The 16,418-nt window shown below is 70.5% G+C and carries 15 protein-coding genes; 8 read left to right on the forward strand and 7 right to left on the reverse strand.

All coding sequences use genetic code 11. The features are described from left to right. Positions 1 to 30 precede the first annotated feature (30 nt). On the forward strand, positions 31 to 441 hold the full coding sequence (locus M1O15_RS00650) for an OB-fold nucleic acid binding domain-containing protein (RefSeq protein WP_248631139.1): 411 nt from the start codon (positions 31 to 33) through the stop codon (positions 439 to 441). A gap of 3 nt (positions 442 to 444) precedes the next feature. Further along, on the forward strand, positions 445 to 1,260 hold the full coding sequence (locus M1O15_RS00655) for a DUF3159 domain-containing protein (protein ID WP_372499324.1): 816 nt from the start codon (positions 445 to 447) through the stop codon (positions 1,258 to 1,260). A 255-nt stretch (positions 1,261 to 1,515) separates the two neighbouring features. On the opposite strand, the gene M1O15_RS00660 is transcribed toward M1O15_RS00655, so the two are convergent. Together M1O15_RS00660 and M1O15_RS00665 are read right to left on the reverse strand one after the other, a co-directional pair. Next, positions 1,516 to 2,196, reverse strand: coding sequence for a potassium channel family protein (locus M1O15_RS00660; RefSeq protein ID WP_248631140.1), 681 nt, complete (start codon positions 2,194 to 2,196; stop codon positions 1,516 to 1,518). Next, positions 2,196 to 2,867: a potassium channel family protein gene (locus tag M1O15_RS00665; protein ID WP_248631141.1), complete on the reverse strand. Its 672-nt coding sequence runs from the start codon at positions 2,865 to 2,867 to the stop codon at positions 2,196 to 2,198. The genes M1O15_RS00660 and M1O15_RS00665 overlap by 1 nt, the downstream gene beginning before the upstream one ends. A 297-nt stretch (positions 2,868 to 3,164) precedes the next feature. On the opposite strand from M1O15_RS00665, the gene M1O15_RS00670 reads away from it, so the two are divergent. Next, the gene (locus M1O15_RS00670; protein WP_248631142.1) at positions 3,165 to 5,261 is read left to right on the forward strand and encodes an APC family permease; all 2,097 of its coding nucleotides are present in this window, start codon (positions 3,165 to 3,167) and stop codon (positions 5,259 to 5,261) included. 296 nt (positions 5,262 to 5,557) lie between these two features. Continuing rightward, complete coding sequence (locus M1O15_RS00675) at positions 5,558 to 6,901, forward strand: class I SAM-dependent RNA methyltransferase (protein WP_248631143.1); 1,344 nt, start codon at positions 5,558 to 5,560, stop codon at positions 6,899 to 6,901. Between the two features lie 635 nt (positions 6,902 to 7,536). On the opposite strand, the gene M1O15_RS00680 is transcribed toward M1O15_RS00675, so the two are convergent. After that, entirely contained in the window at positions 7,537 to 8,718 is a 1,182-nt protein-coding gene (locus M1O15_RS00680; RefSeq protein ID WP_248631144.1) for a serine hydrolase domain-containing protein, read from the reverse strand. A gap of 246 nt (positions 8,719 to 8,964) precedes the next feature. Then, positions 8,965 to 9,138 carry a hypothetical protein gene (locus M1O15_RS00685; RefSeq protein WP_248631145.1) on the reverse strand — a complete coding sequence of 58 codons (174 nt, stop codon included), beginning with the start codon at positions 9,136 to 9,138 and terminating at the stop codon, positions 8,965 to 8,967. 153 nt (positions 9,139 to 9,291) lie between these two features. Here M1O15_RS00685 and M1O15_RS00690 point away from each other — a divergent pair, with 153 nt between their 5' ends. Then, positions 9,292 to 10,473 (forward strand): sensor histidine kinase, encoded by a 1,182-nt coding sequence (locus tag M1O15_RS00690; RefSeq protein ID WP_248631146.1) that lies wholly within the window; start codon positions 9,292 to 9,294, stop codon positions 10,471 to 10,473. After that, positions 10,461 to 11,105, forward strand: coding sequence for a LuxR C-terminal-related transcriptional regulator (locus tag M1O15_RS00695; RefSeq protein WP_248631147.1), 645 nt, complete (start codon positions 10,461 to 10,463; stop codon positions 11,103 to 11,105). Before M1O15_RS00690 ends, M1O15_RS00695 begins: the two co-directional genes overlap by 13 nt. On the opposite strand, the gene M1O15_RS00700 is transcribed toward M1O15_RS00695, so the two are convergent. Then, on the reverse strand, positions 11,090 to 11,416 hold the full coding sequence (locus M1O15_RS00700; protein WP_248631148.1) for a hypothetical protein: 327 nt from the start codon (positions 11,414 to 11,416) through the stop codon (positions 11,090 to 11,092). The genes M1O15_RS00695 and M1O15_RS00700 overlap by 16 nt on opposite strands. A 766-nt stretch (positions 11,417 to 12,182) precedes the next feature. Then, positions 12,183 to 12,785: a TetR/AcrR family transcriptional regulator gene (locus tag M1O15_RS00705; RefSeq protein ID WP_248631149.1), complete on the reverse strand. Its 603-nt coding sequence runs from the start codon at positions 12,783 to 12,785 to the stop codon at positions 12,183 to 12,185. Positions 12,786 to 12,876: 91 nt separating this feature from the next. Here M1O15_RS00705 and M1O15_RS00710 point away from each other — a divergent pair, with 91 nt between their 5' ends. Next, positions 12,877 to 13,659 (forward strand): MBL fold metallo-hydrolase, encoded by a 783-nt coding sequence (locus tag M1O15_RS00710; RefSeq protein WP_308282188.1) that lies wholly within the window; start codon positions 12,877 to 12,879, stop codon positions 13,657 to 13,659. A gap of 317 nt (positions 13,660 to 13,976) precedes the next feature. Beyond that, the gene (locus tag M1O15_RS00715) at positions 13,977 to 16,106 is read left to right on the forward strand and encodes a DUF2075 domain-containing protein (protein WP_248631332.1); all 2,130 of its coding nucleotides are present in this window, start codon (positions 13,977 to 13,979) and stop codon (positions 16,104 to 16,106) included. 56 nt (positions 16,107 to 16,162) lie between these two features. Here the strand turns inward: M1O15_RS00715 and M1O15_RS00720 are convergent, their stop codons facing one another. Beyond that, the gene (locus tag M1O15_RS00720; RefSeq protein WP_248631151.1) at positions 16,163 to 16,291 is read right to left on the reverse strand and encodes a DUF6408 family protein; all 129 of its coding nucleotides are present in this window, start codon (positions 16,289 to 16,291) and stop codon (positions 16,163 to 16,165) included. Between the last annotated feature and the right edge of the window lie 127 nt (positions 16,292 to 16,418).

Here is a 16,418-nt window from a genome sequence, read left to right on the forward strand (position 1 = left end):
GTGTCCGAGCGGGCCGGTACCCTTTGCTGTATGAGTGCGAGTCCGCATCCCGATCGGCATGCAGAGAAGCCGGCCGGCCGTTTCCGCCGGATGCTCGACCGGCTGTCCAGCTCCCAGGGGGACCTGGAGTCCCGAGAGCTCCGGGAGGACGCCCAGGCCTCCGGATGCCTGCGGATCTCCGAGTGCGACGATCGGCAGATCGTGAAGGTGACTGGTACCTTGCGCACGGTCACCCTGCGTCCCCGGGCCGGTGTGCCCGCCCTGGAGGCGGAGCTGTTCGACGGGACGGCACCGCTGGACGTGGTGTGGCTGGGCCGGCGCTCCATCACGGGCATAGAGCCGGGCCGCAAGCTGATCGCCTCCGGCCGGATCTCGCTGAGCCATGGCCGCCGGGTGCTCTTCAACCCCAAATACGAGCTCCGACCGCTCGGACAGGAGTAGCCGGTGACGTCCTTCGACAAGCCGACCCCCACCGACCAGGACGCCCAGCGCGCACCCGAGGCGCGCGACCCCGAGGCGGCGACGTCGAAGGCGGTGACCGAGGCCGCCCTGTTCGAGGCCTTCGGCGGGCTGCGCGGACTGGTGGAGACGGTCCTGCCGGGCCTGCTGTTCGTCACCATCTACACCATCAACCAGGACCTGCACCTCTCCGCGCTCGCGGCGCTCGGTGTCTCCCTGGTGCTGCTGGTCCTCCGGCTGGTCCGCCGGGACACCATGAAGCACGCCTTCAGCGGCGTCTTCGGGATCGTCTTCGGCGTGGTCTTCGCGATGATGACCGGCAACGCCAAGGACTTCTACCTGCCGGGCATGCTCTACACGCTCGGCCTGGCCCTCGCCTACTGCGTCACCGCGCTGGCGGGCGTCCCGCTGATCGGCCTGATCCTGGGCCCGGTCTTCAAGGAGAACCTCTCCTGGCGGACCCGCAACCCCGGCCGCAAGAAGGCGTACACCAAGGCCAGCTGGGCCTGGGGCCTGATCCTGCTCGCCAAGTGCGCCATCCTCTTCCCGATGTACTTCTGGGCCGACACCACCAAGTTCGGCTGGGTGCTGATCGCCCTGAAGATCCCGCCCTTCCTGCTGGCGGTCTATCTGACCTGGGTGTTCCTCGCCAAGGCGCCGCCGCCGATCGACGTCTTCGCCGAGATGGAGGCCGCGGAGGCCGCCGAGAAGGCGCAGAAGGCGGAGAAGGCCCGGCTGGAGCGGGACGGCGCCGGCGGTGCCCCCGCCCCCGTCCGGCCGCAGCCCGACGCCGAGGTCTGAGCCGGCCGGGCGCCGCAGGGCACATGGGGGCTTCCTGCCGTACGGCACGGAAGCCGCCGGGTGGCGCCGGGGTGGCCGGTCCCGCCGTACGGGCACGGGGCGGCCCCCGCCGTACGGTATGAGGGCGGCGCCCTCCCGCAGTCAACGTGCGCGTCCCACCGGCCCGCACGACCGCCTACGCCGAGGGGCCCGGGTGGCACGGTCACTTCGACCATGTCACCCGGGCCCCTCTCCGTACCCCTTCGTCCTCCGCCGTCAGTCGTCGGCGGCGGCCTCCCGGCGCACCGACAGCAGCTCCTCCAGCTGCTCCTCGCGCGCCTGGGCCGCGACGAACAGCAGCTCGTCCCCGGCCTCCAGGGTCTCCTCGGGGCTCGGGGTGAGCACCCGGGACCCGCGGATGATCGTCACCAGCGAGGTGTCCTGCGGCCAGTCCACCTCACCCACCGACGTACCGGCGACCGGCGACTCCGGCGGCAGGGTCAGCTCGACCAGGTTGGCGTCGCCGTGGCTGAAGCGCAGCAGCCGGACCAGGTCGCCGACGCTCACCGCCTCCTCCACCAGTGCCGACATCAGCCGCGGCGTGGAGACGGCGACGTCCACGCCCCAGGACTCGTTGAACAGCCACTCGTTCTTGGGGTTGTTCACCCGGGCGACCACCCGCGGCACCGCGTACTCGGTCTTCGCCAGCAGCGAGACGACCAGGTTCACCTTGTCGTCACCGGTGGCCGCGATCACCGTGTTGCAGCGCTGCAGCGCCGCCTCGTCCAGCGAGGTGATCTCGCAGGCGTCGGCCAGCAGCCACTCCGCCTGCGGCACCCGCTCCACCGAGATGGCGGTCGGCGCCTTGTCGATCAGCAGCACCTCGTGCCCGTTCTCCAGCAGCTCGCCGGCGATGGAGCGGCCCACCGCGCCGGCGCCCGCGATAGCGACCCGCATCAGTGACCACTCTCCCCGTCAGGCCCCTCGGCGAACGCCGCCTCGACCTTCTCGATCTCGTCCGTCCGCATCATCACGTGCACCAGGTCGCCCTCCTGGAGGACCGTCTGCGACGTGGGCAGGACCGCCTCGCCCAGGCGGGTGAGGAAGGCCACCCGGACCCCGGTCTCCTCCTGGAGCCGGCTCACCTTGTGGCCGATCCAGGCCGCCGAGGTGTGCACCTCGGCGAGCTGCACCGCACCGCTCGGGTCCCGCCACAGCGGCTCCGCGCCGGACGGCAGCAGCCGCCGCAGCATCTGGTCCGCGGTCCAGCGCACCGTGGCGACCGTCGGGATGCCGAGCCGCTGGTAGACCTCGGCCCGCTTGGGGTCGTAGATACGGGCGGCCACGTTCTCGATGCCGAACATCTCGCGGGCCACCCGCGCGGCGATGATGTTGGAGTTGTCGCCGCTGCTGACCGCGGCGAAGGCACCGGCCTCCTCGATCCCCGCCTCGCGCAGGGTGTCCTGGTCGAAGCCGACCCCGGTGACCCGCCGGCCGCCGAAGCCCGAGCCCAGGCGGCGGAAGGCCGTCGGGTCCTGGTCCACGACGGCGACCGTGTGCCCCTGCTGCTCCAGGGTCTGCGCCAGCGCGGCGCCGACCCGGCCGCAGCCCATGATGACGATGTGCACGTCCGCTACCCCGCACTCCTGGTCGCCGTGACGGCGACCATGACGTCCACCTGCGCAAACACCCTGCTCACTCTTCTCTCTCGGCCTTCTTCCGGCCTTCTCTCGGGCCGCGTGCGGTGCTGTCCGACGACGAGCTTATTCCGCCACCCCCGGCAACCCCGCATCCCGGGGTGCCGACGTGTCCGCAGCCCCCTGACAGGGCTGATCAAGCACCGGCGCGTTAAGGGCGCGCAATGATTTCCCGGCGGCGGGGTGGGAGGTTCGTACGGCCGAATCAGACCGCTTACGATCCTCTGCGTGTCCAAACTGACCGACGTGCCCAAACGCATCCTGATCGGCCGGGCGCTGCGCAGCGACAGGCTGGGGGAGACCCTCCTCCCCAAGCGCATCGCCCTGCCCGTCTTCGCGTCCGACCCGCTCTCCTCGGTGGCGTACGCGCCCGGTGAGGTCCTGCTGGTCCTCTCCATCGCGGGTGTGTCGGCCTACCACTTCAGCCCCTGGATCGCGGTCGCCGTCGTGGTCCTGATGTTCACGGTGGTCGCCTCCTACCGGCAGAACGTCCACGCCTACCCCAGCGGCGGCGGCGACTACGAGGTCGCCACCACCAACCTCGGCCCGAGGGCCGGGCTGACCGTGGCCAGCGCGCTGCTGGTCGACTACGTCCTCACCGTCGCCGTCTCCATCTCCTCCGGCGTGGAGAACCTCGGCTCCGCCATCCCCTTCGTCGTCGAGCACAAGGTCTTCTCGGCCATCGCCGTGATCGGCCTGCTCACCGTGATGAACCTGCGCGGGGTGCGGGAGTCCGGCAAGCTCTTCGCCATCCCCACCTACGTCTTCGTGGCCGGCGTCTTCATCATGATCGCCTGGGGCGCGTACCAGTCGCTGGTCCTGGGCGACACCATGAAGGCCCCCACCGCCGACTTCGAGATCAAGCCGGAGCACCAGGGCCTGGCCGGCTTCGCCTTGGTCTTCCTCCTCCTGCGGGCCTTCTCCTCCGGCTGCGCCGCGCTCACCGGCGTGGAGGCGATCAGCAACGGCGTCCCCGCCTTCCGCAAGCCCAAGAGCAAGAACGCGGCCACCACCCTCGCCCTGATGGGCGGCCTGGCCGTCACCATGTTCTGCGGCATCATCGGCCTGGCCATGGCCTCCGGCGTCAAGATGGCCGAGACCCCGGCGCACGACCTGCTCCGCGACGGCGTCCCGGTCGGCTCCGACTACGTCCAGAACCCGGTGATCTCCCAGGTCGCGGCCGCGGTCTTCGGCCAGGGCACCTTCTTCTTCATCCTGCTCGCCGCCGCCACCGCCCTGGTCCTCTTCCTGGCCGCCAACACCGCCTACAACGGCTTCCCGCTGCTCGGCTCGATCCTGGCCCAGGACCGCTATCTGCCGCGCCAGCTGCACACCCGCGGCGACCGGCTGGCCTTCTCCAACGGCATCGTGCTGCTGGCCGGGGCCGCGATGCTGCTGGTCGGGATCTACGAGGCCGACTCCACCAAGCTGATCCAGCTCTACATCGTCGGCGTCTTCGTCTCCTTCACCCTCAGCCAGACCGGCATGGTCCGGCACTGGAACCGCCATCTGCGCACCGAGAAGGACCCCGCCGTCCGCCGCCGGATGGTCCGCTCCCGGGCCATCAACGCCTTCGGCGCCACCTTCACCGGCCTGGTCCTGATCGTCGTGCTGGCCACCAAGTTCACCCACGGTGCCTGGGTCGCGCTGCTCGGCATGGTGATCTTCTACGGCGTGATGAGCGCGATCCGGAAGCACTACGACCGGGTGGCCGCGGAGATCTCCGCCCCCGACGAGCCCGGCGACGAGACCGCCCGCCCCTCCCGGGTGCACTCCATCGTCCTCGTCTCCAAGGTCCACCGCCCCACCCTCCGGGCGGTCGGCTACGCCAAGCTGATGCGCTCCGACAAGCTCGAAGCCCTCAGCGTCAACGTCGACCCCGCCGAGACCAAGGCGCTGCGCGACGAATGGGAACGCCGCTCCATCAACGTCCCCCTCAAGATCCTCGACTCCCCCTACCGCGAGATCACCCGCCCCGTGATCGAGTACGTCAAGTCCATCCGCCGCGAGAACCCGCGGGACGCGGTCAGCGTGATCATCCCCGAGTACGTGGTCGGCCACTGGTACGAGCACCTGCTGCACAACCAGAGCGCCCTGCGCCTCAAGGGCCGCCTGCTGTTCACCCCCGGGGTGATGGTCACCTCGGTGCCCTACCAGCTCCAGTCCTCCGAGGCCGCCAAGCGCCGCGCCAAGAAGCGCTCCGAATGGAACGCCCCCGGCGCCGTCCGCCGCGGCCCGGTAGACCCCCGCCACGGCAAGGAACCGGCCCAGCAGGGCGGCCCCGGCAACGGGACCGGGACCGGGACCGGGACCGGCAAGGCCTGACGGAGGATGGGGCGGGGGCGGTAGGGACCGCTCCTCCGTGCGGGCGGGGGTGGTAGGGACTGCTCCTCCGTGCGGGTGGGGGTGGTAGGGACTGCTCCTCCGTGCGGGTGGGGGTGGTACGAACTGCTCCTCCGTGTGGAGCCGCCGGCGGGCGGACCACTCCTCCGTGCGGGACCGCCGGCGGTACGGACCTTCGCCCACGCCCGCGTAGACTGGTGGGCTGCCCGCCCTGTCGGGTGGGCCGTCCTCCGGGTCGCCCACCGTCCCGCCCCCACCCTCCCTGGAGCTCCTCCGCCATGCCGCACGCCTCCGAGCCCTCCGCCCCCTCCGCCGCCGAGCCTTCGCTGGTCGGGGAGGAGTACGAGGTCGAGGTCGGCCCCGTCGCGCACGGCGGGCACTGCATCGCCCGCAACGACGAGGGGCGGGTGCTCTTCGTCCGGCACACCCTGCCGGGGGAGCGGGTGGTGGCCCGGGTGACCGAGGGCGCGGCCGACTCCCGCTACCTCCGCGCCGACGCCGTCGAGATCCTGAACCCCTCCAAGGACCGGGTGGAGGCCCCCTGCCCGTTCGCCGGGCCCGGCCGGTGCGGCGGGTGCGACTGGCAGCACGCCAAGCCCGGTGCCCAGCGCCGCCTCAAGGGCGAGGTCATCGCCGAGCAGCTCCAGCGGCTCGCCGGCCTCACCCCCGAGGAGGCCGGCTGGGACGGCACCGTCGTCCCCGCCGAGGGCGACAAGCTGCCCGCCGGCGAGGTGCCCGCCTGGCGCACCCGTGTCCAGTACGCCGTGGACGCCGAGGGCCGCGCCGGACTGCGCCGCCACCGCTCCCACGAGGTCGAGCCCATCGACCGCTGCCTGATCGCCGCCCCCGGGATCTCGGAGCTCGGCATCGAGCGGCGCGACTGGCCGGGCATGGCCTCCATCGAGGCGATCGCCGCCACCGGCTCCGCCGACCGCCAGGTCGTCCTGACCCCGCGCCCCGGCGCCCGCCTGCCCATCGTCGAGCTGGACCGGCCCGTCTCCGTCCTCCGCGTCCACGAGCGGGACGGCAGCGTCCACCGCGTCCACGGCCGCCCCTTCGTCCGCGAACGCGCCGACGACCGCACCCACCGCGTCGGCAACGGCGGCTTCTGGCAGGTCCACCCCAAGGCGGCCGACACCCTGGTCACCGCCGTCATGCAGGGCCTGCTGCCCCGCAAGGGCGACACCGCCCTCGACCTCTACTGCGGCGCCGGCCTTTTCGCCGGCGCCCTCGCCGACCGGGTCGGCGACCAGGGCGCCGTCCTCGGCATCGAACTCGGCAAGCGCGCTGTCGAGGACGCCCGCCACAACCTCCAGCACTTCGACCGGGTCCGCATCGAGCAGGGCAAGGTCGAGCAGGTCCTGCCCCGCACCCGGATCACCGAGGCCGACCTCGTCGTCCTCGACCCGCCCCGCGCCGGCGCCGGCCGCGACACCGTCACCCGCCTCGCCGCCCTCGGCGCCCGCCGCATCGCCTACGTCGCCTGCGACCCCGCCGCCCTCGCCCGCGACCTCGCCTACTTCCGCGAGGCCGGCTACCGGCCGCGCACGCTGCGGGCGTTCGACCTGTTCCCGATGACGCACCATGTGGAGTGCGTGGCGATCCTGGAGCCGGTGAAGTAGGGGGACCGAGCTGCGGTTTTGTGCGTGCGCGGTATGTGTGGTGTGGGAGCTTCTGGATCGGGCGCTCTTCCGCCGCTTCGACATGCTCGCCACGTACGGCGCCCCCACGCCCGAGTAAGCCGTGGAGGTCATGCACCGACGGCCAGTCGGAACGGATACAGGCACCGTACGGTGGGATGCCGTGACAGACAGTGCATCCGGTCTGAGCATGCCGAGCTGGTCAAAGCGGCGGAAGCGGCAGCCAAGCGGGCCATCCCGGCCAAGGCCCTCATCCGCGCCACCCACCCCGCGGCCGGCTCGGTGCCGCACCTGCGCCCGGCCCGCGCCCAAGCCGCTCTCGGCGACCGCCGCGCCACCCCGCACTCCCTGAACACGGCAGAGCGGCTGCTCGATACGGGAGGGACAGGTGACATCCCGGCCCAGTGCTCGTGGAGGTCGCCGGCCGACCTCGCCGTCGACTCCGGCCGTTGCCTTCTCGACCTCGGCGACACCACCCGCGCCCACACCCTCATCGCCGAAGGCCAGGCCCTCCTGCCGCCCAGCCCGGCGCCCTTCCCGCGCTGCCATCCTCCACGAGGCGGAGGAGCGTCGGCTCCTGAGCGCGTCTCGGCGTGCGGAGAGGAGCCTGCGCGCGGTCAGTTGCAGAAGGCGGTGTCCGTCGCGGACACGACCGCCTTTGCGCTCTTCTCCGCGTCGCCGAAGGTTCCGGGGAGTGCGGTCACCGCCAAACCGACCGAGCGGCCGTCGTCGGTGGCGCCGCCCCGGGTCTCATAGCCGTCGATGTCGCCGCCGTGCCCCCAGTACACGCCGCCGCAGCTCAGCGGGATGCTGAAGATGCCGAGACCGTAACGCCATCCGGGCATGAGCGGCGCGTCGACCGTCTTGCGCATCTCGGCCAGTTGCTCGGGTGCGAGCAGCTTCCCGTCGAGGAGCAGGCGGGCGAACTTCGCGAGGTCGCTCGGTGTGGAGATCATCTGGCCGGCGGCTCCGCCCCAGGAGGGGTCCAGCCGGGTGGCGTCGATGACCTTGCCGTTCTTCGGGCTGCTGAGGGCATAGCCGCGAGCGTGGGGCCGGGGGACGGACTGGTCGCCGGGCTGCGGCCACGAGGTGTGGCGCAGCCCCGCTTTGCGGATCACGCGCTCGGTGATCTGCTCCTGTACCGGGCGTTCGGTAACCTTCTCGATCAGCATGCCCGCCAGCAGGTAGTTGGTGTTGCTGTACTTCCACTTCGCGCCCGGCGCGAATTCCGCCGGGTGGGCCAGAGCCGCGTCGAGCAGATCCCGCGGATGGAAGAACCTGTGCTGGATCTCCGTGAAGTTCTCCAGGCCGATGTGTTCGGTGTAGTTGGGGAGACCGCTGGTGTGCTGCAGCAGCTGCCGTACGGTGATCTTCCTGCCGTCGATGCCCTTGCCCCGTACCACTGCGGGCAGGTACGTCTCGATGGGCTCGTCCATCGAGACCTTGCCCTCGGCCACCAGTTGGAGGACCACGACCGCGGTGAACGTCTTGGTGTTGCTGCCCGCCCGTACGTAACCGTCGTGCGGGACCGGAACCTGTTCGTGGAGCCGCGCGGACCCGGAGACGAGCGAGGAGGTGCGGCCGCCCTCGCGCACCCAGGCGAAGGCGGCGGGGAACTTGTCCTCGCGCACCAAGGCGTCGAGGCTCTTCTGAAGGGCCCTGTCCTTGCTGCCCCGCCCAGGCGTGTCGTGGGGCGGATCCGCCACCGCGGCGACGGTGGTGGCAGAGCTCACCAGGCTCACCGCCGCTATGACCAGCAGGCCCTTGCGCAGCCTTGAGGCGGTCTTCGTGCGCATCATCGCGAACTCCTTGGAATCGGTACGTGGGTTGGGCTTGCTCGCGACCTCCGGGCCCGCGCGAATCGACAGCGGTACTCTCGTGGTCCGCGACCGGTCGGCTGTCTTCCCGCATCGCCGTAGGCGAGGCCCGGAAGGCCGCGCGGCATCTCAGCGCGGGCGGCGCGAAGTCCGCCACGCCGGGCGCGTCCTGCTCGGCATCGGAAAAGGCCCGCCGTACGGGTGGGGTCGTTCCGGCGGGTCGGCGGCTCAGGAGCTCCGCGGGTTCTTATCGCGTAGCAGCCACAGCGTGAAGGCCGGTCCCAGGAAGGTCAGGCCGGAGGCGACGCTGAGTGCCGTCTGCGTCGTTCCGGACCACAGGTGGCTCGTCGTCACGTTGAAGAGGAGCGAGCAGACGAGCACGGACCAGAGCAGGGCCTTCATGGGGCCTCCCGTGGGCGAGTGTGTGACGCGGTACGTCCTGATGCCTCCATCCTGGTCACCGGACCCCGCACCGCGGCAGGGCCCCTACTCGTCGGTGGATGGTGTAGCAGGCTCCACCTCGCGGGGTCGTGCCGGTCGCCTAGGCTGGTCGCCATGGAACGGGCGGTGGGCAGGGCTTGGCGGGCGACCTGGCATCTCGTCGTCGGCTTCGGGCTCAGCTGCGCCTGTCTCTTCCTGGTGGCCCTGTTCCTCATCGGGCTGGTGGCGACCGCCCTCGTGGTGGGTGCGGGGATGCTGCCCGAGACCGTCATGACCGTGCGGCGGTTCGCGGGCTTCGAGAGGCGGCGGGTGGGCGCCTGGACGGGCGTCGAGGTGCCGGAGGTGTACGCCCCCTTGACCGGAACCGTCGTGCAGCGGCTGCGCAGTGCGGCCGGCGACCCCGGCACCGTGCGTGATCTGCTGTGGGTCGGGGCCCAGATGGTGTACGGGATCGCCCTGTTCTGCGTCGTGCTGGTCCTCTGGGTGCCCGCGATGGTGGTCGACGGACCGTGGTGCGGGGTGCTCGGCCGCACCCCGGTCGTCCTGCCCCTGCTCACCCGTACCGCCGATCTCGAATCCGCCTGGTCCCGAGCCCTCCTGACGCCTTCGCCGCAGGCCCGCCTCGCCCGTCGGGTCGAGCAGCTCACCGAGACCCGGGCCGGCGCGGTCGCCGCGCACGGCGCCGAGCTGCGGCGTATCGAACGTGATCTGCACGATGGCACCCAGGCCCGCCTGGTCTCGCTTTCGATGCGCATCGGGCTCGCCAAACGGGCCTACGACACCGATCCCGCGACCGGCCGCGCCCTGCTCGACGAGGCGCAGACGCAGGCGGAGGAGGCGCTCACCGAACTGCGGCACGTGGTGCGCGGCATCCACCCGCCCGTCCTCACCGACCGGGGTCTGGAGGGCGCCGTGCGTGCGCTCGCCGCGAGCAGCGGTCTGGACGTCGAGGTGAGCGTCGACGGCACGGACGACGGGACGCGGGCGCCCGCCGCCGTGGAGGCCGCCGCCTACTTCGCGGTGGCCGAGGCGCTCACCAACGCGGCCAAGCACGGCGGTGCCGAGCGAGCGTCGGTGACGCTGACCCGGACCCCCCGTCTGGTCCGTGTCCGGGTCCACGACGAGGGCCGTGGCGGTGCCGAGGAGGCCCTCACCGGCACCGACCCTGAACAGCCGCGCGGCACCGGCCTGATCGGCATCCGCCGCCGGGTCGCCGCCCTGGACGGATCCGTTCGGGTGACCAGCCCCGCCGGGGGTCCGACCGACATCGAAGTGGAGCTGCCGTGCGCGTGGTGATCGCCGAGGACAACGCCCTCCTGCGGGAGGGCCTGGTCCTGCTGCTGCGCTCCTCCGGCCACGAGGTGGCGGGTGTCGCCGCGACCGGGCCCGAGATCGTGCCCCTGCTGCTCGACCAGCGGCCGGACGCCGCCGTGCTCGACGTACGGATGCCGCCCGACTTCCGTGACGAGGGACTGCGCGCCGCCCTCGCCGCCCGTGAGCAGTTGCCCGGCCTTCCGGTGCTCGTCCTCTCCCAGTACGTCGAGGAGACCTACGCGGCCGAACTCCTCGGCGGCGGGGCGCGCGGTGTCGGCTATCTGCTCAAGGACCGGGTGGGCCGGGTGGACGAGTTCCTCGATGCGCTCGGCCGGGTCGCCGACGGGGGCACGGCGCTCGACCCCGAGGTCGTCACCGAGCTGATGTCCCGGCGGCGCCGCGACGATCCACTGGCGGCCCTCACCCCGCGCGAGCGCGAGGTGCTGCATCTGATGGCCGAAGGCCATGACAACGCGACGATCGCCAAGTCGCTCGTGGTGACGGAGCGTTCGGTGCACAAGCACATCGGCAACGTCTTCACCAAGCTCGAACTGCCGCCCAGCGACAGCGGACACCGCAGGGTGCGGGCTGTGCTCGCCTATCTCAACGCCTGAGCGGAGCGCCGCCGGGCCCGGCGCCCCGCTGTGCGGTCCCACCGCAGGGGCGTACGGGCTGGGAGCAGCGTCCCCGCGGCCGTCGTCACCACGACCACACCGACGATCACCGTTGCCCCGAGGGCGGTCACGGGCCGGGCCCGGGCGATGGGCTCGCAGCCGAGGAACGTGGTCAGGCGGGCGATGCCCACGGTCAGGCCGGCCGCCATCGGGACGCCGGCCAAGAGCCGGGCGGCTGTGGCCGGTTTGCCCCCCGGCAGCAGCGCGCCGCCGGACCGCAGCAGACCGAGCAGACCGAAGAACGCCGGCACCGAAGCGACCGCCCCCGAGCAGCGCGGGACCCACCGAGACTCGCGAGGGCCTCCCGGCCGACGGCGGTGCGCAATCGCCGTGGCGCGGCACCGACGGCGCCCGGCAGCGCCGACCGTGCCGGGGCCGTCGCCAGCTGTCTGAGCAGGTCCCGAGGCCGATTCCCCGCCGTTTCGAGCTGACCGCGACCGTGTGCCGGGCGGCACGGGAGCGCCTGTCATTCTTTCCGATGGAAAAGAATGGCAGGAGTGATTCCGTCAACTTCAGACCACCAGGGCGTTGCGCCGCGCGAGCGGCTCCTGGCACGGCTTCTCGACGCCTTCGGGGAGTCCCTTCCTCCGCCCGATATGTCGCTGGGTGAGGCCGCAGCCCGGACCGAGGCCAGCCACGCACTGCTGCGCTACCACTTCGGGTCGCTCTCGGGCACCCTCGCCGCCATGCTCACGGCGCAGCGCTTCCGTGACGACGAGAGGCTTCTACGGGCAGCCCAGCAGAGCACCTTGACTATTTCGTCGCGGCGATCTGGCATACGTACACCCGGCCGGAAAGTGGTGCGGGTCGGCGAGAAGGCGGAGGCCCAGCGGGGTCGGCGTCCCGAGCGCATTCCCTTTGGCGGCAGCACCTGTGAAGAGGCCCTGCGCCTGCGGGAACGCCGCTCTCCCGGCAATCCCTCCTCGCCCCCACCCGGCGCCAGGGCGACCAGCAGCCAGACCACTGGTTCGCCGAGCCGGACGGCACATCCCTGGCCTGCCGTCGACTGTCCTGCGGTCAGGGCCGGCTCAGTGCCCTCTCGATCGCGAGGCGGGCCCGGTCCGCGGCCGTCCGGTCATGCTGGAGCTGCATGGCCGCGTTCAGTGCCAGTCCGGCGGCGATGATCTCGAACAGGGCCTGGTCGATGTCGAACCCGTCTGGCAGTTCCGCGTTCTCCACCGCGACGGTCAGGTCTGTCCGCAGCTGTTCCTGCCAGCGTGACCACACTTCGGCCACCGCGTCGCGGACCCGGCCGGGGCGGCCGTCGTACTCGGTGAGCGCCGCGGTCATCAGACAGCCGCCGGGCAGCAGCGGCGCTTCCAGGTAGTCCACGGAGTTGGCGCACACCGCACGCAGCCGCCGCAGACCTGGGTGTTCGCCCAGTGCGGGCTCGACCACCCGGTGCCAGAAATCCACGAACGCCTTGTCCAGCGTGGAGATCTGCAGCGACTCCTTGGTGCCGAAGTGCTTGTGCACTCCTGACTTGCTCATCTCCAGTGCCTCGGCGAGTCGGCCGATGGTGATGCCGTCCAGCCCTTCCTCGGAGGCGATCTCAGCGGCACGGCTGAGGATGCGGCCCCTGGTGGCCAGCGCTTCGGCTGCTGAGCGGCGTGGCGACATGAGACAACCATAGCGAACGAGCGTCAGCCATTTACTTAGAGAACGTGCGTACGCTAAATTGATCGCCGTTACCGAGATCGGGGAGTACGGCATGCGAGTGCGACGGTTGGGCTGGGCAGGACTGGAAGTCGAGGCCGGTGGCAAGCGGCTGGTGATCGACTATGTGCGCGACATCACGCCGCTGTTCACGGGGTGGAAGCCCGGTGACTGGCTGGCAGCGCCGACCGGGAAGGTCGATGCCGCGCTGGTCACCCACCTGCACCGGGATCACACCGACGCGCCCGCGCTCGCGGAGGTGCTGGTACCGGGAGCGCCAGTGCTGCGACCGGCTCCCGGCCACGGTGACGACGTGGACAACGTGGCGACGTTGCTCGCTGAGAGTGAGCTGACCGGGCACCGATTGGCGGCCACTGTCGTCGACACCTGGTCCACCCATGAGGTCGGGTCGGTCCGCGTCACTGCGGTCCCGGCCGTGGACGGGCTCGGTGACCCACAGGTGAACTGGGTGGTGGAAGCCGACGGGCAGCGGATCTTCCACGGTGGCGACACGATGTTCCACGGGTACTGGTGGCTCATCGCGCGCCGGTTCAGTCCGTTCGACGCGGTGTTCCTGCCCGCCAACGGTCCCGTAGTCGACGCGCCACACCTGCAGCCGCCGAGCCCGGTGCTTGCTGCGCTGGACCCTGGGCAGGCGGCTGCGGTGGCGGAGATCCTCGACGCTCGGTACGTGGTACCGATCCACTACGAGCCGGAGCAACCGGACAAGATCGCCGGCTACGTCGAAGTCGCCGACCCGGCGAGGGAACTGCGCAAGCACGCCGGATCGCGTGCACGTGTGCTGGCCGTCGGTGAACGGCTGGACCTGGCCACATGACCGGACCATGCCGACGGGTGAAAGCCGCCATTCCCCACGCTGTACGGCCGCGTGAGCCCGCGAGGGTTACTGGAACGAGTCGCGCGAGATGAGAGTCCCTATCAGCAACCAGAGCGGCTCTCCCGCGCTGCTCCGGCGGGTCTTCGAGGAAACCCGCTCGCCGCGGTTCCGGCCGCCGGCCATGGTGCTGTTTTCGGATGGCCAGGCCTTACCGCCTAAGATCACCACAACCGAATTGCGGCCCGACGGGCTTCCTGGACAGGACAGGCCCCCACCCGCACGAGTCACTCGTGCCCTGGGGGAACCACCTCGTGTCCATGCTCCTTCTGAGACTTTCGGCTCAGGATCTGCTCACTCTCGACTCGCGCGACCGGATGGTGCCGCATCTGGCGGCCCGGTGGCGGTACTTCCGGGGAGCGGACGCCTCGGAGTCCGAGCGTTCCGCCTGGGCGGAGAGTCTGGTGAGCCTTGCGAGCGACCTGGTCGCGGCGGGACGGGGGAACGTGGAGATGATCGTCGAGTGTGCGGCCACTCTCGACGAGGCGGTCTGCCCCGGCGATCCCCGTCTTGTCGACGTCGTTCTGGTGGGGCGCCATCCAGAGCGGCACGTGCCTTCCGTGCAGTTGGTCGAGTTGAAACGCTGGTCGACGGTGAGCCGGGTGGAGCAGGCGGCCGCGGGCCTTCTGCATGTGCCTGGCATCAAAGAGGAGAAGAGGCATCCGGCGCTGCAACTGAGAGCGAACTACGAGGCGTTCACGAGTCCTCGAGGTCCGTTTCACGGTGCCGACTTCGAATGCGGCGGTTTCGCCTACCTGCACAATGCCACCGAGGAATCCGTGAGGACCCTGATCGACGTGGACGCGCCGACAGGTGCCTATGCCCGCGTCTACACAAGTGACCGACGCGAGCAACTGCTGTCCGATCTCAGGACGAACTTCGCGGAGAACGGCGCGGCCTCCATGGCCGAGAGAATGCTGCAGAGCATGGGACTGCGGAACACTCCGCTGCTCGATGCCATGATCTGGTCCCGCGGAGCCGACACCGTCTTCACCCTGCGAGGCCGGCAGAAGGTGGTCGCGGATCAGGTCCTGGAGACTGCCTCGAGGGTCCTGCCGGATCCTCGACGGCCCGCCGTGGTGCCGGACGAGCGACGTGTGGTCTTCCTCGTGACGGGCGGGGCGGGAACCGGTAAGAGCGCGATCGGCCTGCAGATCAAGGCAGAGCTGGAGGCCCAAGGCCGTACGGTCAAATACGCCAGCGGCAGCCGGGCGTTCAACGGGGCTCTTCAAGAGCACGTCGGCTATGGGGATCGGCAGTTCAGGGAGACGTTCACCTATTTCAGCAGCTTCGTCACCCCACCCGACCCGCTCCTGGACGTGCTGATCTGCGATGAGGCACATCGGCTCCGGGATCGGTCGACCAGCCGATTCTGGAAACCCGAAGAGCAGGGAACCGGCCCGCAGGTCGATGAGCTCCTGGCTGCGTCCCGCTTGACGGTGTTCTTTCTGGACGAGGGGCAGTCCGTGAGACCGAACGAGGTCGGAACCGCCGATCTGATCAAGGACGCAGCCGAGCGACACGACGCTCTGGTCATTCCTTACAAGCTGAGGGAACAGTTCCGATGCGGAGGCAGCGACGCCTACGTCCGCTGGGTGAAGGCGTTGCTCGGCGTGACGGACGAGGAGCCCGGCAAGTGGCGCCCGGACGGACTGATGCACATCGAGGTGGCGGACACCCCGGAAGAACTCGAGCAGATCATTCGGGCGGAAGTGCTGGCCGGTGCGTCCGGGCGCATGGTCGCCGGCTACTGCTGGCCGTGGACCAAGCCGCTCGGTGAGGAGCGGCGACTGGAGGCCGACGTCCGTATCGGTGAGTGGCACCGGCCGTGGAACGCGGACAGCGAAAGCTTCTGCGAGAACGAGGCGCCGCCGTCGAGGATCTGGTCCGTGCACGAGAACGGCCTGGGGCAGATCGGCTGTGTCTACACCGCGCAGGGACTCGAATGGGACTGGTGCGGGGTGCTCATGGGTGATGACATGGTGCGCCGCGGTGATCAGTGGGTCTTTCGGCGGGGCAAGGAACTCAAGACAGCGGAGCCGGGCGTCAAGCGGGTCGCAGAGCCCGGTTCGTTCGATCCCAAAGTGAAGGCCGGCAGTGTCGATGACGACGAGTTCGCGCGTCTCGTCCGGCACGCTTATCACGTGCTGATGACCCGGGCCAGTCGTGCCACGGTGCTCTATTCCACGGACCAGGAGACCCGGGACTACCTCAAGGACCTCGTCGGCAAAGCCGAGATCCACGGGCTGCGTCCCACGTGGGAGAACCTGCCGGTGGAGGCGCGTCTACCGCATCTGCCCCGACCTGGCCGAGGGCGGGGGCGGGGCAGGAGCAAGGGGGGACGTCGGAAGGGCGGGGAGTCGCAAGCTCCCGAGATGAGGCTGTTCTGACAAGAGCTGTCGTATGAGTGAGGTGGCGGACTCACCGGGCCCGCCACCGGCCCGCACTAGAAGAGCAGGCCTGCCATCGCGACCAGGGCCGTCACCAGGAGATTGGAGACGACTGCGGCGGCGATCTCGATCAGGATCTCGCGGATCCGTTCACGACGCGCACACGTGCACTCGACTGAGGTCATGGCCACTCCAGAACAGTGAGATGGGAATGGCAGGGGGACGCCCTACCGGGCATCCACGCTCGCGTCGCATGGGAACACACGACGGGCACAACCATTCCTCACCGGCAGCTCATTGGGGCGAGCACAC

This window comes from Streptomyces lichenis (genome assembly GCF_023218175.1).
Classification (GTDB): domain Bacteria; phylum Actinomycetota; class Actinomycetes; order Streptomycetales; family Streptomycetaceae; genus Streptomyces; species Streptomyces lichenis.